At 63.4% G+C, this 17,462-nt stretch carries 10 protein-coding genes and 2 rRNA genes (1 of these 12 only partly in view); 10 read left to right on the forward strand and 2 right to left on the reverse strand.

All coding sequences use genetic code 11. The features are described 5' to 3' along the window. The 8 genes from C4Q27_RS15905 to C4Q27_RS15940 all read left to right on the forward strand — a co-directional run. Nucleotides 1–576: ribosomal RNA gene (locus tag C4Q27_RS15905) — 23S ribosomal RNA — on the forward strand (it extends 2,317 nt beyond the left edge of the window). Nucleotides 577–718: 142 nt separating this feature from the next. Beyond that, nucleotides 719–834 (forward strand): 5S ribosomal RNA (gene rrf, locus C4Q27_RS15910). A 188-nt stretch (nucleotides 835–1,022) separates the two neighbouring features. Continuing rightward, complete coding sequence (gene recC, locus C4Q27_RS15915) at nucleotides 1,023–4,505, forward strand: exodeoxyribonuclease V subunit gamma (protein WP_064491014.1); 3,483 nt, start codon at nucleotides 1,023–1,025, stop codon at nucleotides 4,503–4,505. Then, complete coding sequence (gene recB, locus C4Q27_RS15920; protein WP_104887048.1) at nucleotides 4,502–8,176, forward strand: exodeoxyribonuclease V subunit beta; 3,675 nt, start codon at nucleotides 4,502–4,504, stop codon at nucleotides 8,174–8,176. Before recC ends, recB begins: the two co-directional genes overlap by 4 nt. Continuing rightward, nucleotides 8,173–10,248, forward strand: a complete 2,076-nt coding sequence (gene recD, locus C4Q27_RS15925) for an exodeoxyribonuclease V subunit alpha (RefSeq protein WP_104887049.1) — start codon at nucleotides 8,173–8,175, stop codon at nucleotides 10,246–10,248. Before recB ends, recD begins: the two co-directional genes overlap by 4 nt. 100 nt (nucleotides 10,249–10,348) lie before the next feature. Then, the gene (locus C4Q27_RS15930; protein WP_104887050.1) at nucleotides 10,349–10,915 is read left to right on the forward strand and encodes a YfiR family protein; all 567 of its coding nucleotides are present in this window, start codon (nucleotides 10,349–10,351) and stop codon (nucleotides 10,913–10,915) included. After that, nucleotides 10,912–12,183: a diguanylate cyclase domain-containing protein gene (locus C4Q27_RS15935; RefSeq protein ID WP_104887051.1), complete on the forward strand. Its 1,272-nt coding sequence runs from the start codon at nucleotides 10,912–10,914 to the stop codon at nucleotides 12,181–12,183. The genes C4Q27_RS15930 and C4Q27_RS15935 overlap by 4 nt, the downstream gene beginning before the upstream one ends. Nucleotides 12,184–12,187: 4 nt before the next feature. Continuing rightward, nucleotides 12,188–12,679, forward strand: coding sequence for an OmpA family protein (locus tag C4Q27_RS15940; protein ID WP_104887052.1), 492 nt, complete (start codon nucleotides 12,188–12,190; stop codon nucleotides 12,677–12,679). A 665-nt stretch (nucleotides 12,680–13,344) separates the two neighbouring features. Here the strand turns inward: C4Q27_RS15940 and C4Q27_RS15950 are convergent. Further along, nucleotides 13,345–14,295 carry a LysR family transcriptional regulator gene (locus C4Q27_RS15950; protein WP_010955323.1) on the reverse strand — a complete coding sequence of 317 codons (951 nt, stop codon included), beginning with the start codon at nucleotides 14,293–14,295 and terminating at the stop codon, nucleotides 13,345–13,347. Between the two features lie 132 nt (nucleotides 14,296–14,427). Between C4Q27_RS15950 and C4Q27_RS15955 the strand changes: the two genes are divergently transcribed. Both C4Q27_RS15955 and mmsB read left to right on the forward strand, forming a co-directional pair. After that, entirely contained in the window at nucleotides 14,428–15,954 is a 1,527-nt protein-coding gene (locus C4Q27_RS15955) for a CoA-acylating methylmalonate-semialdehyde dehydrogenase (protein ID WP_003251574.1), read from the forward strand. Nucleotides 15,955–15,964: 10 nt separating this feature from the next. Beyond that, nucleotides 15,965–16,852 (forward strand): 3-hydroxyisobutyrate dehydrogenase, encoded by an 888-nt coding sequence (gene mmsB, locus C4Q27_RS15960; RefSeq protein WP_010955321.1) that lies wholly within the window; start codon nucleotides 15,965–15,967, stop codon nucleotides 16,850–16,852. Nucleotides 16,853–17,044: 192 nt separating this feature from the next. On the opposite strand, the gene C4Q27_RS15965 is transcribed toward mmsB, so the two are convergent. Continuing rightward, nucleotides 17,045–17,389 carry a cupin domain-containing protein gene (locus C4Q27_RS15965; RefSeq protein ID WP_003251579.1) on the reverse strand — a complete coding sequence of 115 codons (345 nt, stop codon included), beginning with the start codon at nucleotides 17,387–17,389 and terminating at the stop codon, nucleotides 17,045–17,047. Between the last annotated feature and the right edge of the window lie 73 nt (nucleotides 17,390–17,462).

A 17,462-nucleotide genomic window follows, 5' to 3' on the forward strand; every position in this document is an offset into this window, starting at 1 on the left:
AGGCAAAAGCGCGCTTGACTGCGAGACAAACACGTCGAGCAGGTACGAAAGTAGGTCTTAGTGATCCGGTGGTTCTGTATGGAAGGGCCATCGCTCAACGGATAAAAGGTACTCCGGGGATAACAGGCTGATACCGCCCAAGAGTTCATATCGACGGCGGTGTTTGGCACCTCGATGTCGGCTCATCACATCCTGGGGCTGAAGCCGGTCCCAAGGGTATGGCTGTTCGCCATTTAAAGTGGTACGCGAGCTGGGTTTAGAACGTCGTGAGACAGTTCGGTCCCTATCTGCCGTGGACGTTTGAGATTTGAGAGGGGCTGCTCCTAGTACGAGAGGACCGGAGTGGACGAACCTCTGGTGTTCCGGTTGTCACGCCAGTGGCATTGCCGGGTAGCTATGTTCGGAAGAGATAACCGCTGAAAGCATCTAAGCGGGAAACTTGCCTCAAGATGAGATCTCACTGGGATCTTGAATCCCCTAAAGGGCCGTCGAAGACTACGACGTTGATAGGTTGGGTGTGTAAGCGCTGTGAGGCGTTGAGCTAACCAATACTAATTGCCCGTGAGGCTTGACCATATAACACCCAAGCAATCTGCTACGCAGATTGTGGTGGTGAAGACGAAAGACCCGAAAATTCGTGCTTTACACAAGAGCTTTGCAAATATCGCATATCCGAATTCGCTGGGCTGTCCATCTGGACATTCTGGCAACAGAATTTCTTGACGACCATAGAGCATTGGAACCACCTGATCCCATCCCGAACTCAGTAGTGAAACGATGCATCGCCGATGGTAGTGTGGGGTTTCCCCATGTGAGAGTAGGTCATCGTCAAGATTCATTTCGCAAAACCCCTATCTGCACATGCAGGTAGGGGTTTTGTCTTTGTGGGCAAAAAAACTCGACCTGCGCGAATCACTGCGGGAGCGGACACGCCCGCTCCCGTGGCCTGATGGCATTCGGCCGTTTCCTGTACGCGTGATATCGTTCCCCTCTCAGCCATCAGTGCCTCCAGAGATCTTCCGATGCTCAACACCGCCCATCTCCACCCTGGCTTCATGATCGTCCACGGCAACCGCCTCGACGACCTGCGTAGCCTGGTAGTGAGCTGGATGCGTCGCTACCCGCTGGCGCCTCTGGAAAACGAAATTGCCCTGGTTCAAAGCAATGGCATTGCCCAATGGCTCAAGTTGGCCCTGGCTGAAGATCCGCTAGACGATGACCTGGGCGGCTGCGGCATCGCTGCTGCAATCGATGTACAACTGCCCGGTAGCTTTATGTGGCAGCTCTACCGCAGCGTGCTTGGCCGTAGCGAAATCCCCGAAGTGTCTCTGCTCGACAAGGCACCCCTGACCTGGCGCCTGATGCGCCTGTTGCCAGCACTCATCGAGCGCCCGCATTTCGAGCCACTGCGGCGCTTCCTCACCGATGACAGTGACTTGCGCAAGCGCTACCAGCTCGCCGAGCGCTTGGCCGACCTGTTCGACCAGTACCAGGTCTACCGCGCCGATTGGCTCAAGGACTGGGCCACTGGTGAGCACGTCATCAACACGGCCCGCGGCGAGTGCAAAGTTCTGCCGCCAGGCAACCGCTGGCAAGCCGAGTTGTGGCGAGCATTGCTGGAGGATGTTGGCGAGCAAGGCATGGCGCAAAGCCGCGCCGGGGTACACCAACGTTTCATCGAGCGCATCAACAGCCTGGAGCAGGCGCCTGCCGGGCTGCCACCGAGGGTGATCGTGTTCGGTATCTCTTCGCTGCCGGCCCAGGCCCTGGAAGCACTGGCAGGCCTGTCGCGTTTCAGTCAGGTATTGCTGTGCGTACACAACCCATGCCGCCACCACTGGGCCGATATCGTTGCCGACAAGGACCTGTTGCGCCACCAGTACAAACGCCAGCAACGCAAGCAAGGCATGCCCCTGCAACTGGACGACCAGACGCTGCACCAGCATGCCCACCCATTGCTGGCTGCCTGGGGTAAACAAGGCCGCGACTACATCAACCTGCTCGACAGCTATGATGACCCGGGCAGCTACCAGGGCGTGTTCAGCGACGGCCGCATCGACCTGTTCAGCGACGGTTCGCCCACCACGCTGCTCAACGAACTGCAGGACGACATCCTGGAATTGCGCCCGCTCGCCGAGAGCCGCGAACGGTGGCCGGCAGTCGACACCACAAAAGACCGCTCGATCCGCTTCCATATCGCGCACAGCCCGCAACGTGAAGTGGAGATCCTCCACGACCAGCTGTTGGCCCGCTTCAGCGCCGACCCGACTTTGCGCCCGCGCGACGTGATCGTCATGCTGCCGGACATCGACACTTACGCGCCGCATATCCGCGCCGTCTTCGGCCAGTTGCAGCGCAACGACCCGCGCTACATCCCGTTCACCCTGACAGACCAGGGCCAGCGTGGTCGCGAGCCTTTGCTGATCGCGCTTGAGCACCTGCTCAAACTGCCTGACAGCCGCTTCGCGGTCAGCGAAGTGCTCGACCTGCTGGACGTGCCGGCAGTCCGCGCCCGCTTCGGCATCCGCGAAAACGACCTGCCCACGCTGCACCGCTGGATCGAGGGCGCTGGCATCCGTTGGGGCCTTGACGCCGAGCAGCGGGCGAGCCTGGGCTTGCCCGCCGGGCTCGAACAGAACAGTTGGCGTTTCGGCCTGCGCCGCATGCTGTTGGGTTATGCCGTGGGGGTGGGTGAGGCCTGTGATGGCATTGAACCCTACGATGAAATCGGTGGCCTGGACGCGGCACTGATCGGCCCGCTGGTCGCGTTGCTCGATGCGCTCGAAGTCGCCTGCCAGGCCCTGTCCGAGCCTGCCACCGTCAGCCAGTGGGGCGAACGACTGCATGCCTTGCTGCACGTGTTCTTCCTCGCCGAGGACGAGGGTGATGAATTCCTGTTGATGCAGTTGCAGGATCTGCGCGATAGCTGGCTTGAGGTGTGCGAGACCGTCGGCCTGCACGACCCGCTACCGCTGACCGTGGTGCGTGAAGCCTGGCTGTCGGGCCTCGATCAGGGCAAGCTGTCGCAACGTTTCCTCGCCGGCTCGGTCAACTTCTGCACACTCATGCCCATGCGCGCGATCCCCTTCAGGGTGGTCTGCCTGCTGGGCATGAACGATGGCGATTACCCGCGTGCGCAGCCACCGCTGGACTTCGACCTGATGGCCAGCGACTATCGCCCCGGCGACCGCTCACGCCGCGAAGACGACCGTTACCTGTTACTTGAAGCGCTACTGTCAGCACGTGACCAACTGTATGTCAGCTGGGTCGGGCGCAGTATCCGCGACAATAGCGAACGCCCGGCCTCGGTGCTGATCGGCCAGTTGCGCGATCACATCGCTGCGGGCTGGCATTTGGCCGACGCGCAGCAGGGCCAGCCCGCGAAACCGGGCGAGCAACTGTTGCACGCACTGACCCAGGAGCACCCGCTGCAGCCGTTCAGCCCTCGGTACTTCCAGAAGGGCAGCCCACTGTTCAGCTATGCCCATGAATGGCAGGTGCTGCACCAGCAGGGTGAGACAGACGCGCAGAGCGAGCCGGGCTTGCCGCCTTATCAGGACGCTGAAGCCCTGAGTCTGCACCAGCTGAATGACTTCTTGCGCCACCCGGTACGCCACTTCTTCAGCCAGCGCTTGAAGGTGTACTTTGAGGCGCTGGAAGCGCCGACCCCGGACGAAGAGCCCTTCGTCCTCGATACCCTGCAACGCTACGGCGCCAGTGAAAGCCTGCTTGGCGCCGCCTTGGCCGAACCGGACAACGCCGAACAAGCCTTGCGCGCCCAGGCCCGACGCCTGCAGGCCTGCGGTTTGCTGCCGCTAGCCGGTTTCGGCGAACTGCTGCAAAACGAGTTGATCGAACCGCTGCCGGACCTGCTGCAACGTCACCAGCAATTGCTGCAACGCTGGCCACAGCTGGTCGAGGGCGCTTTGCCAGTGCATTTCGAGCACGGTCAGCACCGACTTGAGGGCTGGCTGGGCCGGGTGTTCCAGGCGGAAGATCAGAGCCTTCTCAGCATCACCACAGTACCCAACACCATCAGTGCCGGGCGCAACAACCTGAAGTGGCACCGCCTTATCGCGCCCTGGGTTACGCACCTGGCGGCCTGTGCGGCGGGCTACCCCTATAACAGTGCATTGGTAGCCAGTGACCTGACCCTGTTGCTTGCACCGCTGCCGCAAGCGCAGGCCGCGCAACTGCTGGGCGACCTGTTGGTGGCCCGTCAGGCGGCAATGAACGCGCCGTTGCCAGTCGCGGCCAAGACCGCGTTCGCCTGGTTGGCCCAGGACGATGCGGATAAAGCCATGGCCGCAGCAGCTCGCGCCTACGAAGGCGACGAACGCACCAGCTTTGGCGAACGGAGTGAAAGCATTGCCTTGGCCCGCCAGTTCCGGGACTTTGCAGCACTCACCGCTGACGAAACGTTTGAAGGCTGGTGCGAAACCTTGTATCGCCCGTTGTTTACCGCCCCTTGGCAGACCTTGGGCAACCCGGAGAAAGGCGCATGACCCAGGACCGTCCTCTGGCACTGAGTTTCCCCCTGCACGGTAGCCAGCTGATCGAGGCCAGCGCCGGTACGGGCAAGACCTTCACCATTTCGGCGCTGTACCTGCGCCTGATCCTCGGTCACGGTGGCGAACAGGGCTTCGAGCGCGAGCTGCTGCCACCGCAGATTCTCGTGGTGACCTTCACCGATGCCGCCACCAAAGAGCTGCGCGAGCGTATCCGCGCCCGCCTGGCTGAAGCCGCACGGTTCTTCCGTGGCGAACTGGAAGGGGCCGATCCGCTGTTGCACCAACTGCGTGACGATTACCCACAAGAGAACTGGCCGCGTTGCGCCGGCCGGTTGGAAATCGCCGTGCAGTGGATGGACGAGGCTGCGGTATCGACCATCCATGGCTGGTGCCAGCGCATGCTGCGCGAGCATGCCTTCGACAGCGGCAGCCTGTTCACCCAGACCCTGGAAACCGACCACAGCGAGTTGTTGGGCCAGGTCATGCGCGATTACTGGCGGCGCTTCTGCTATGGGATGCAAGGGGACGCACTGGCCTGGGTGCGCGGCAACTGGGGGAGCCCCGACGCCTTGCTGCCGCGCATTCGCCCATTGTTTGGCCGTGTGCGCGCCCAGCAGAATGGGCCAGAGCCCGCCGCATTGATCCAGGCATCGTTGCAGCAACGGGGTGCACAGTTGGCCCGGATCAAGGCGCCGTGGGCACAGTGGGCCGAGGAACTGCGGCAAATCTGCCGCGATGCGCTGGCCGCCAAACAGGTCGACGGCCGCAAGATGCAAGCCCGTTACTTCGAGCCCTGGTTCGACAAGCTCTGCGCTTGGGCCAGCGATGAGCAACTGGTAGAGCTCGACTTGGGCACCGGCTTTACCCGGCTGACCCCGGCGGGCATGGCCGAGGCCTGGAAGGGAGAACCTCCCGAGCACCCAGCCCTCAACGCCATGCAGCACTTGCAGCAGCAACTGCAGGCACTGGACAGCCCGGATGCCCCGCTGCTCGAGCACGCCGCCAGTTGGGTATCGGCGCGTTTCGAAGTGGAGAAGCGCCGGCGTGCAGAAATGGGCTTCGACGACATGCTCGTGCGCTTGCAGCACGCGCTCGCCAGCGAGGCCGGCGAGCGCCTGGCCAGCCTGATTCGTGAGCAGTTCCCGGTAGCGCTGATCGACGAATTCCAGGACACCGACCCGGTTCAGTACGGCATTTTCGAGCGCATCTACCAGATCAGCGAAAATCGCGCAGAAACCGGTCTGTTCATGATCGGCGACCCCAAGCAGGCGATCTACGCCTTTCGGGGTGCCGACATCTACACCTACCTAGCCGCGCGACGCGCTACCAGCGGCCGCCTGCACAGCCTGGACACCAACTACCGCTCCAGCAAAGCCATGGTGGCGGCGGTCAATCAGGTGTTCCTGCAGGCCGAGGCGCGTGAAGCGGGGCGGGGTGCATTCCTGTTCCGCGAGGCTGATGACAACCCGCTGCCATTCATCGAAGTGCGCGCCAAGGGGCGTGGCGAACAGCTGCTGATTGACGGTGAAGTCGGTGCAGCCCTGCAATGCTGGCAGCTGGAAAGTGAAGAGCCAGTCTCCAGCAGCGTTTACCGCCAGCAACTGGCCGCCAGTTGCGCCAGCCATATTGTGGCCTTGCTCAATGGCGGCCAGCAGGGCACGGCGGGCTTCCAGAATGCCGAAGGCGAATTGCGCGCCTGCTTGCCCTCGGACATTGCCATCCTGGTGCGCGATGGCCATGAGGCGCAGATGGTCCGCGCCGAACTGGCCGCACGCGAGGTGCGCAGCGTCTACCTGTCCGACAAGGACTCGGTGTTTGCCGCCCAGGAAGCCCACGACCTGCTGGCCTGGCTCAAGGCCTGCGCCGAGCCTGACTCGGAGCGCCTGCTCAAGGCTGCTCTGGCCAGCCTTACACTGGGCCTGTCGCTGGCTGCGCTGGACCGGCTTAACCAGGACGAGCGGGTCTGGGAAAGCTGGGTGATGCGTTTTCGCCTGTACCGCGACACCTGGCAGCGCCAGGGGGTGTTGCCGATGTTGCGCCACCTGCTGCATGACTTCCAGCTACCGCGCACGCTGATCCGCCGCAGTGATGGCGAGCGGGTGCTGACCAACCTGCTGCACCTGGCCGAGCTGCTGCAGCAGGCCGCTGGCGAACTGGACGGCGAACAGGCGCTTATCCGCCACCTGGCCGAGCATCTGGCCAGTTCCGGGCAGGCCGGTGAAGAGCAGATCCTGCGCCTGGAGAGCGACGAACAGTTGGTCAAGGTGGTGACCATCCACAAGTCCAAGGGCCTGGAATATCCCTTGGTCTACCTGCCATTCATCTGCACCAGCAAACCGGTGGATGGTAGCCGTCTGCCGCTGGCCTGGCATGACAGCGAAGGTAACGCCCACCTCACTCTCACACCCGATCAGGAGCAGATCGAGCGTGCTGACGACGAGCGCTTGGCCGAAGACCTGCGCCTGCTCTACGTGGCCCTGACCCGCGCCCAGCATGCTTGCTGGCTGGGTGTCGCCGACCTCAAGCGCGGTAATCAGAAGAGCTCGCAGCTGCACCGCTCGGCGTTTGGCTACCTGCTGGGGGGCGGCCTTGCCTTGGCTGGCTCGGCGCAGCTGGCGGACTGGTTGCAGGCTTTGGCGGCAAGTTGCCCGCACATCACTTGCCCAGGCCTGCCGCAGGCGGATGAGCAGATGTATCGCACGCCACACGCCGAACGTGAGCTGCTGCCAGCACGCAGGCCACGCCATGCGGCTGCCGAGCACTGGTGGATCGCTTCCTACAGTGCCCTTCGTGTCGGCGATCAGACCCTCGGTGCCGACAGCTCGCAGGCCCAGCAACTGCTGGACGACGAGGTGCCCGATGCCCAGGTGTTGCGCGAGGTCCCGGCCGACAGCGGCGATATCCATCGCTTCCCACGGGGGCCTAACCCCGGCACCTTCCTCCATGGTTTGCTGGAGTGGGCAGGCCGTGAGGGCTTCAGCGAGGTCAGCGGTAACCCTCAACTGATTGAGCGCACCGTTGGCCAGCGCTGCAATCGCCGTGACTGGGCCGGCTGGATCCCCACCCTGAGCCACTGGATGCAACGTTTGCTGGGCGAGGCGTTGCCGCTGCCGGGCAGCGACCAGAGCGTAACGCTGGGCCAGCTGCGTCATTACCAGATTGAAATGGAGTTCTGGTTCGCAAGCCACCGGGTCGACGCAGAACAACTCGATCGCCTGGTGGCACGCCACACCCACCCCGGTCTGGCGCGCCCAGCTGCGCAGCCGACCGTGCTCAACGGCATGTTCAAAGGGTTCATCGACCTGGCGTTCGAGCTGGACGGGCGTTACTACGTGACCGACTACAAGTCCAACTGGCTGGGTGCGGACATCCAGGCCTACGATGCCATGGCCATGGAAAAGGCGATTCTTGAGCACCGCTACGACCTGCAGTATGTGCTGTACCTGCTGGCCCTGCACCGCCAGTTGCGCGCGCGGCTGGCGGACTACGATTATGACCGCCATGTTGGCGGCGCCCTGTTCATCTTCCTGCGCGGTGCCAGCAGCAGCGGCCACGGCGTGTACCACGCCAAGCCACCGCGTGAGCTGATCGAAAGCCTCGATGCGTTGTTCCGTGGCGAGCACGCGCCGGTACAGCAGGACCTGTTTGCCGGAGTTGCGCCATGAGCCGAAGCCTTGTCGACCTGTTGCCCACTCCGTTGCACGCCGAGCACCTGCTGGCGCTGGCACCACAGCACAGCAGCGCTGACCTGCTGCAATTACTCGACCGCTGGGTTGAGCGGGGCTGGCTACGAGCCCTGGACCGCGCGTTCGTGTCGTTCCTGGAAGAGCGCGCCCCCGGCAGTGATCCCTTGCTATTGCTGGCAGCGGCGCTGGCCAGCCACCAACTGGGGCACGGACATGTCTGCCTCGACCTGCAACAAACCTTGGCCGAGCCTGATTTCGCCCTGTCGTTGCCGCCGGAAGGTGACGCCCTTATCGGCCCTTTGCTACTGCCATCGCAACTGCTGGCCAACCTTGACTTGAATGCCTGGCTTCAGCGCATCAGCGCCAGCCCGCTGGTGGCCGCAGGTGATACGCCTGGCCAGCAATCGCGGCCACTGGTACGCAGTGGCGAGCGCCTTTACCTGCGCCGTTACTGGAGTTACGAGCGGCGCATCGACCAGGCCCTGCGCCAGCGCCTGAGTCAGGCCGAAGCACCGCCTGCGGACCTGCCAGAGCGTCTGGCGCAACTGTTCGAGGGCGGCGCGCCAGCTGGCCAGGTGGACTGGCAGAAGCTCGCCTGCGCCTTGGCCACCCGGGCCGGTTTCAGCATCATCACTGGCGGCCCCGGCACCGGCAAGACGACCACCGTGGTGCGCCTGCTGGCGTTGCTGCAGGCGCCGGCAGTGGAGCAGGGCAGGCCACTGCGCATCCGCCTGGCTGCACCGACCGGCAAGGCCGCTGCGCGCCTGACCGAATCCATTGGCCAGCAAGTCGAGCGCCTGCAAGTCAGCGCCGCAGTACGCGGGCAAATCCCCACTGAAGTCAGCACCGTGCATCGCCTGCTCGGTAGCCGCCCGGGCTCGCGGCACTTCCGCCATCATGCTGGCAACCCGTTGCCGTTGGACGTGCTGGTGGTCGACGAAGCGTCGATGATCGACCTGGAAATGATGGCCAACCTGCTCGATGCCTTGCCGCCGCGGGCGCGTCTGGTGCTGCTGGGCGACAAGGACCAGTTGGCCTCGGTCGAGGCCGGCGCGGTGCTGGGTGACCTGTGCCGGGATGCTGAGGAGGGCTTTTACTCGCCGGCGACTGCAGCGTGGCTTCAGCAGGTCAGTGGCGAGTCGCTGGCCGGCAGTGGCCTCAAGGCCGGCGATGAGCAGCGTCACCCGCTGGCCCAGCAGGTGGTGATGCTGCGTTTTTCACGGCGTTTCGGTGAAGGCAGCGGAATTGGCCAGCTGGCCAGACTGGTCAATCGTCAGGACGCTCACGCGGCGCGCAACCTGCTGGCCGCGCCGCCTGCCGACGTGCACAGCCTTTCGCTCAAGCACGAACAGGATCGTGCGTTCGACCGCCTGTTACTCGACGGCCTGAACCGCGGTACCGATGGACCGCAAGGCTACCGCAGCTACCTGCGCACCCTTGGCCGTTACCGGCCGGCACTTGATACCGCCTTTGACGACCCCGCCTGGGAGCAATGGGCGGGCAAGGTGTTGCGCAGTTTCGAGGATTTCCAGTTGCTGTGCGCGGTGCGCCGGGGCGCCTGGGGTGTCGAAGGCCTCAACGAGCGGGTGGCGCGAGTGCTGCACAATGCCGGTCTGATCGACAGCCAGCAGCCCTGGTACGAAGGACGCCCGGTGCTGGTGACCCGCAACGACTACGGCCTTGGCCTGATGAACGGTGACATCGGTATTGCCCTGCGCCTGCCGGATGAGCATGGCCAGCCGCTGCTGCGCGTGGCCTTCCCGCGCAACGACGGCAGTGGTGGTGTGCGGTTCGTTCTGCCGAGCCGGCTCAACGAAGTGGAAACGGTATTCGCCATGACCGTGCACAAGTCCCAGGGCTCGGAGTTCAGCCACACTGCCCTGGTGCTGCCGGAGGCGCTCAACCCGGTGCTGACCAAGGAATTGGTGTACACCGGCATCACTCGGGCCAAGCACTGCTTCAGCCTGGTCGAGCCACGCCAAGGCATTTTCGAAGAAGCGGTGGCGCGCAAAGTACGGCGTATTTCCGGGTTGATGCTCGAGCAGGTCTAGGGCCATGAAACCCATTACACGTGGCCGCACGCTCCTACAATAAAGCGGCCATGTGCTATCGTTGCGCCGATATCGGAAGGGGCTTCAAGGGATTTCCCACATGAACGTGGCCGCAAGGCGAGTGACAAGCTGTGCGCTTTCGCTATTGCTGGCCGTCCTGTTCCTTTCTGCAGGCGCTGCCCGGGCAGACCCCGGCACAACCTCCGCCCAGGCACAGCAACGCGCCAAGGCAGTCACCCAGGTAGTACTGGGTATCTTCAGTTACGCCCGCTGGCCCGTCGAACCTTCTCCTTTACGCCTGTGCCTGGTCGGCCCGACCGAGTACGCCGACGATCTCATCAAGGGCCATGTCCAGGAGTCCGGCCGGCCGCTGCGGGTGCGGCGCCTGCTGGCAGAAGACACCCAGGTCGCCCAGGCCTGCGATGCCCTCTACATTGGCAAGCTTGACCAGGGCCAGCGCGATCGGCTGTTCCAGCGTATCGGCGGCCACCCGGTGCTGAGCATCAGCGAGGCGGATGACCCCTGCACGGTCGGCAGCCTGTTCTGCCTGCGGGTCAGCGACCAGCAGGTGGCCTTTGAAGTCAATCTCGACTCGGTGGCACGCTCTGGCGTGCGTATTCACCCCAGCGTGCTGCAATTGTCGCGGCGCCGGGCGGAGCAGCCATGAAGCCGACCCGCAAGCGTACCGTGCGCCCGACCCTGCGCTCGGTGCTGGGCCGTGGCCACCTCAGCGTCGCCTTGCTTGCCGTTGGCCTGGCGGGTATCTCCCTCACCCTGCTGGGCGTGCTCGCCCTGCGTGTCTATGCCAACCATAACCTGCAGTTGATCGCCCGCTCGATCAATTACACGGTAGAGGCGGCGGTGGTGTTCGATGACAGCGCCGCTGCCAATGAGTCGCTGGCGTTGATTGCCAGTACCGAAGAAGTGGCCGAGGCCAAGGTCTTCAACAACGAGGGCGAGCAACTGGCGCACTGGCAACGCGACAATACCGGCATGCTCGCGCAGCTGGAGGTGCAGGTTGCCAGCACCTTGCTGGATGAGCCGGTCATTCTGCCGATCGTGCACCAGCAACAGCAGGTCGGGCATATCGAACTGGCAGGCCAGGGCAGGAGCCTGTTGCTGTTCCTGCTCAGTGGCTTGGCCGGAATCCTGTTCTGCACGGTCCTCAGCGCCCTGGCTGCCCAGTATCTGTCGCGGCGCCTGCTCAACGATATCACCCGCCCGCTGCGTGGCCTGGCCAGTGTCGCCCATGCCGCCCGCCGCGAGCGCAGCTTCGACCGGCGCGTGCCAGAAGCGCCGATTGCCGAGCTGAACGAGCTGGGTAACGACTTCAATGCCCTGCTGGATGAACTGGAGGTGTGGCATAGCCACCTGCAGAGCGAAAACCAGACCCTGGCCCATCAGGCCAGCCACGACAGCCTGACCGGCTTGCCCAACCGCGCCTTCTTTGAAGGGCGCCTGAGCCGCAGCGTGCGAAATGCGGCGCGCCAGCAGGACCACCTGGCAGTGCTGTTCCTCGACAGCGACCACTTCAAGCAGATCAACGACACCCTCGGCCACGCCGTGGGTGACGAGGTGTTGATCAGCGTGGCCGAACGTGTGCGCGCCCAGTTGCGCGAGCAAGACCTGGTGGCGCGCCTGGGGGGCGACGAGTTTGCCGTGTTGTTGACGCCTTTGCATACGCGCAAGGATGCCGAACACATTGCCGAGAAGATCGTTGCCAGCATGAGGCTGCCGGTGCAACTGGACAGTGGCCGCAGTGTTTCCACCTCGCTGAGTGTCGGTATTGCCTATTACCCGGATGACGGCGCTGACCCCGCCAGTCTTCTGAATGCCGCCGATGCGGCAATGTACCAGGCCAAGCGCGAACGCCGTGGCCATTGGCAACTGGCGCAGACGGAACGGTCCGCCAACGAAATCAGGAACAGGAGTTGAACCCGTGATGCAAGCTTTACGTTTTCCGCTTTGGGCCTTGTTGCTCGTCATGCTGGCGCTGACGGGTTGCCAGAGCGCTCCCCCGAAAGGCCTTACCCCAGAACAGATTGCCGTGCTCAAGCGCGAAGGTTTCACCCCGACCGATGAAGGTTGGGCCTACGACTTGTCTGGCAAAGTGCTGTTCGGCAGCGATCTGGACAGCCTCAACGGCCAGAGCCAGGCGATTGTCGAGCGCATCGGCAAGGCGCTGCTGGGCGTGGGTATCCAGGGCGTGCGGGTGGACGGGCATGCCGACTCGTCGGGCAAGGCGGCGTATAACCAGCAGCTGTCCGAGCGCCGCGCGCAAAGTGTGACCAAGGCGTTGGTGGGGATTGGCATGCAGGCGCAGAACATTCAGAGCCGCGGCCTGGGCAGCAGCCAGCCGGTAGCGGACAACCGCACCAGCGCCGGGCGTACCGAGAACCGTCGGGTGTCCATCGTGGTAGCGTCCTACTGATCGTTGCCGCTCGGGCTGTCACATAGTCCCTGTAGGTGCGGGCAACGCGGTGCCTGGCACCGGCTTCGCCGGTGTTCGCGGGCAAGCCCGCTCCCACAGGATCTGTGCTTGTCCTTGGAAATGTGCAGGCCCATCGGTCACATATCCCCTGTGGGAGCGGGCGTGCCCGCGAAGCAGGCAAGGCGGTATCTGGCACCGGCTTCGCCGGTGTTCGCGGGCAAGCCCCCACAGGATCTGTGCTTGTCCTTGAAAATGCGCAGGCCCGTCGGTCACATATCCCCTGTGGGAGCGGGCGTGCCCGCGAAGCAGGCGACGCGGTATCTGGTACCGGCTTCGCCGGTGTTCGCGGGCAAGCCCCCACAGGATCTGTGCTTGTCCTTGGAAATGCGCAGGCCCGTCGGTCACATATCCCCTGTGGAAGCGGGCGTGCCCGCGAAGCAGGCGACGCGGTGTCTGGCACCGGCTTCGCCGCTGTTCGCGGGCAAGCCCGCTCCCACAGGATCTGTGCTTGTCCTTGGAAATGTGCAGGCCCGTCGGTCACATATCCCCTGTGGAAGCGGGCGTGCCCGCGAAGCAGGCGACGCGGTATCTGGCACCGGCTCCGCCGGTGTTCGCGGGCAAGCCCCCACAGGATCTGTGCTTGTCCTTGAAAATGCGCAGGCCCATCAGTCCTGGGCAAAGCGCATCTCGCGGGTTTGCCCCATCAACAACGGCGCATTCGCCTCGGTCACCCCGCGGATGTAATCCCACAGCAGGGTAATGCGTTTCAACTTGCGCAAATCCTCCCGGCAATACATCCAGAACTGCCGCGTCACCTCGATCTCCTCCGGCAACACCGTGACCAATCGCGGGTCCTGCGCGGCGAGGAAGCACGGCAATATCGCCAGCCCACGCCCCTGCAACGCTGCCGTGTACTGCGCGATCACGCTGGTACTGCGCAAATGTGCGCTGGCGTTGGGGATCAGGTTGGCCAGGTACAGCAGCTCGGAGCTGAACGCCAGGTCATCCACGTAACTGATGAAGGGGTGTTTGGCCAGGTCCGTCACCTGGCGGATCGGCGCGTGGCTGTCCAGGTAGCCCTGGGTGGCATATAGCCGAAGGCGGTAATCGCACAGCTTGCAGCACACATAAGGCCCATGCTCGGGCCGCTCCAGCGCGATGACGATGTCCGCTTCACGCTTGGACAGGCTGATGAAGTGCGGCAGCGGCAGGATGTCCACCGAAATTGCCGGGTAGGCGTCGACGAAGTGGCTTAGCTGCGGCGTGATGAAAAAGCTGCCAAAGCCCTCGGTGCAGCCCATGCGCACATGGCCCGACAACGCCACCCCCGACCCGGACACCTGCTCGCAAGCCATGTGCAGCGTGCTCTCGATCGATTCGGCATAGCCCAGCAGGCGCTGGCCCTCGGCGGTCAGCACAAAGCCGTTGGTGCGCGACTTTTCGAACAGCAAGGTGCCCAGCGCACCCTCCAGCGAGCTGATGCGTCGCGACACGGTGGTGTAGTCCACGCTCAGCCGTTTGGCGGCACTGCTGGCCTTGCGGGTGCGAGCCACTTCGAGGAAGAACTTCAAATCGTCCCAGTTGAGCGCGCTCAGGGATGTGAGGTCTTTTTGCATGATGATCCGGTTTTTTTGTGCGTTCTTGTTGGATGTTTGCACATCTATACTCGAAACAAGCCTCAGGACGCCACCCCGCGTTTGCCCGGCGCTGGCGATCTCGTCCCGACAACAATTCCAAGGAGAACGCAGATGAACGCACCGCAATCCCCTAACAGCACCAAGGTCGAGCAGGTCAAGCTGCTGATCGACGGCCAGTGGGTCGAGTCCAAAACCACCGAATGGCGTGACATCGTCAACCCGGCCACCCAAGAGGTGCTGGCGCGCGTACCGTTCGCCACCGTCGAGGAAGTCGATGCAGCCGTGGCCGCTGCTCACCGCGCTTTCCAGACATGGCGTAACACCCCGATCGGCGCGCGCATGCGCATCATGCTCAAGCTGCAGGCGCTGATCCGCGAACACACCAAGCGCATTGCCCAGGTGCTCAGCGCCGAGCAGGGCAAGACCCTGGCCGACGCTGAAGGCGATATCTTCCGCGGCCTGGAAGTGGTCGAGCACGCGGCGTCCATTGGTACCCTGCAGATGGGCGAATTCGCCGAGAACGTCGCCGGCGGTGTCGATACCTACACCTTGCGCCAGCCGATCGGCGTATGCGCTGGCATCACACCGTTCAACTTCCCGGCAATGATCCCGCTGTGGATGTTCCCCATGGCCATCGTCTGCGGCAACACCTTCGTGCTCAAACCGTCCGAGCAGGACCCGCTGTCGACCATGCTTCTGGTCGAGCTGGCGCTGGAAGCCGGCGTACCGGCCGGCGTGCTGAACGTGGTGCACGGCGGCAAGCAGGTGGTGGATGCCATTTGCACCCACCAGGACATCAAGGCGATTTCCTTCGTGGGCTCTACTGAAGTCGGCACGCACGTTTACAACCTTGGCAGCCAGCATGGCAAGCGTGTGCAGTCAATGATGGGGGCCAAGAACCACGCGGTGGTGTTGCCTGATGCCAACCGCACGCAAACCATCAATGCGCTGGTGGGTGCTGCCTTTGGCGCGGCGGGCCAGCGCTGCATGGCGACCTCGGTGGCCGTGTTGGTGGGCAAGGCCCGCGAATGGTTGCCGGATATCAAGGAGGCCGCCAGCAAGCTCAAGGTCAATGCTGGCTGTGAGCCGGGCACCGACGTTGGCCCGGTGGTTTCCAAGCGTGCCAAGGAGCGCGTGCTGGGCCTGATCGAAAGCGGTATCAAGGAAGGCGCCAAGCTGGAACTCGACGGCCGTGACGTCAAGGTACCGGGCTATGAGCAAGGCAACTTCGTCGGCCCGACCCTGTTCTCGGGCGTGAAGACCGACATGCAGGTGTATACCCAGGAAATCTTCGGCCCGGTGCTGGTGACCCTGGAAGTCGATACGCTCGACGAGGCCATCGCCCTGGTCAATGCAAACCCGTTCGGCAACGGCACCGGCCTGTTTACCCAGAGCGGCGCTGCGGCCCGCAAGTTCCAGAGCGAAATCGATATTGGCCAGGTCGGCATCAACATCCCGATCCCGGTACCCGTACCGTTCTTCAGCTTCACCGGTTCGCGTGGCTCCAAACTCGGTGACCTCGGGCCGTACGGCAAGCAAGTGGTGCAGTTCTACACTCAGACCAAGACCGTCACTGCTCGCTGGTTCGATGACGACAGCGTCAACGACGGTGTGAACACCACCATTAGCCTGCGCTAAGGAGTACGTCATGCGTATCGCATTCATCGGCCTGGGCAACATGGGCGCGCCCATGGCCCGCAACCTGATCAAGGCCGGGCATCAGCTGAACCTGTTCGACCTGAACAAGGCCGTGCTGGCCGAGCTGGCAGAACTGGGCGGGCAGATCAGCCCCTCGCCCAAGGACGCGGCGGCCAACAGCGAGCTGGTGATCACCATGCTGCCGGCCGCAGCCCATGTGCGTAGCGTGTACTTGAACGAGGACGGCGTACTGGCCGGTATTCGTCCTGGCACGCCGACCGTTGACTGCAGCACCATCGACCCACAGACCGCACGTGACGTGTCCAAGGCCGCAGCGGCAAAGGGCGTGGACATGGGGGATGCGCCGGTTTCCGGTGGTACTGGCGGCGCGGCGGCCGGCACCCTGACGTTCATGGTCGGCGCCAGTACCGAGTTGTTCGCCAGCCTCAAGCCGGTACTGGAGCAGATGGGCCGCAACATCGTGCACTGCGGGGAAGTCGGTACCGGCCAGATCGCCAAGATCTGCAACAACCTGCTGCTAGGCATTTCGATGATCGGCGTGTCCGAGGCCATGGCCCTGGGTAACGCGTTGGGCATCGATACCAAGGTGCTGGCCGGCATCATCAACAGTTCGACCGGGCGTTGCTGGAGTTCGGATACCTACAACCCGTGGCCGGGCATCATCGAAACCGCTCCGGCATCGCGTGGTTACACCGGTGGCTTTGGCGCCGAACTCATGCTCAAGGACCTGGGGCTGGCCACCGAAGCGGCACGCCAGGCACACCAACCGGTGATTCTCGGTGCCGTTGCCCAGCAGTTGTACCAGGCCATGAGCCTGCGAGGCGAGGGTGGCAAGGACTTCTCGGCCATCGTCGAGGGTTATCGCAAGAAGGATTGATGCAAGAGGTGGACTTCATCGCGGGCCAGGTGGCCTTCCCTCTGTAACTGCGCACCAGAGGGAAGGGCGTCTGCTCCGCGATATTTTTTGTCCACGCTTACAGGTAGTGCGCGGCCGTAGTAGGAGCGGGTTCACCCGCGAATGCGACAGAAGCCTCACCGCCGCATTAGCAGGTAAACCCGCGCCTGCAAGTCAGGCGAAGACGAAATACTTACGTACAGTCTCGACCACTTCCCACGTACCTTTCATGCCCGGTTCGATCACGAACACATCACCCGCTTTCAGGTGCTTGGGCTCTTCGCCTTCCGGGGTGATGATGCAGTAGCCATCGAGGAAGTGGCAGAACTCCCATTTATCGTAGTTGACCTCGAACTTGCCTGGGGTGCAGATCCAGGTGCCCATGATTTTGCTGCCGTCGGCCGACAGGTAGGCATTGAGGTTGACGGTGTGCGGATCGCCGCCGATGCGCTTCCACTTGGTGGCGTCCACGACCGGCGTCGGGCAGGTTTCGCGCAGGACGGTGATGAAATCGGACATGGCACAACTCCTGGTGACTGGCTGAATGACGGGTCACCATAGGCCCAACGGCCGAGCCGCAGTTGCCTGGGCT

The organism is Pseudomonas sp. SWI36, from assembly GCF_002948105.1.
GTDB lineage: Bacteria > Pseudomonadota > Gammaproteobacteria > Pseudomonadales > Pseudomonadaceae > Aquipseudomonas > Aquipseudomonas alloputida.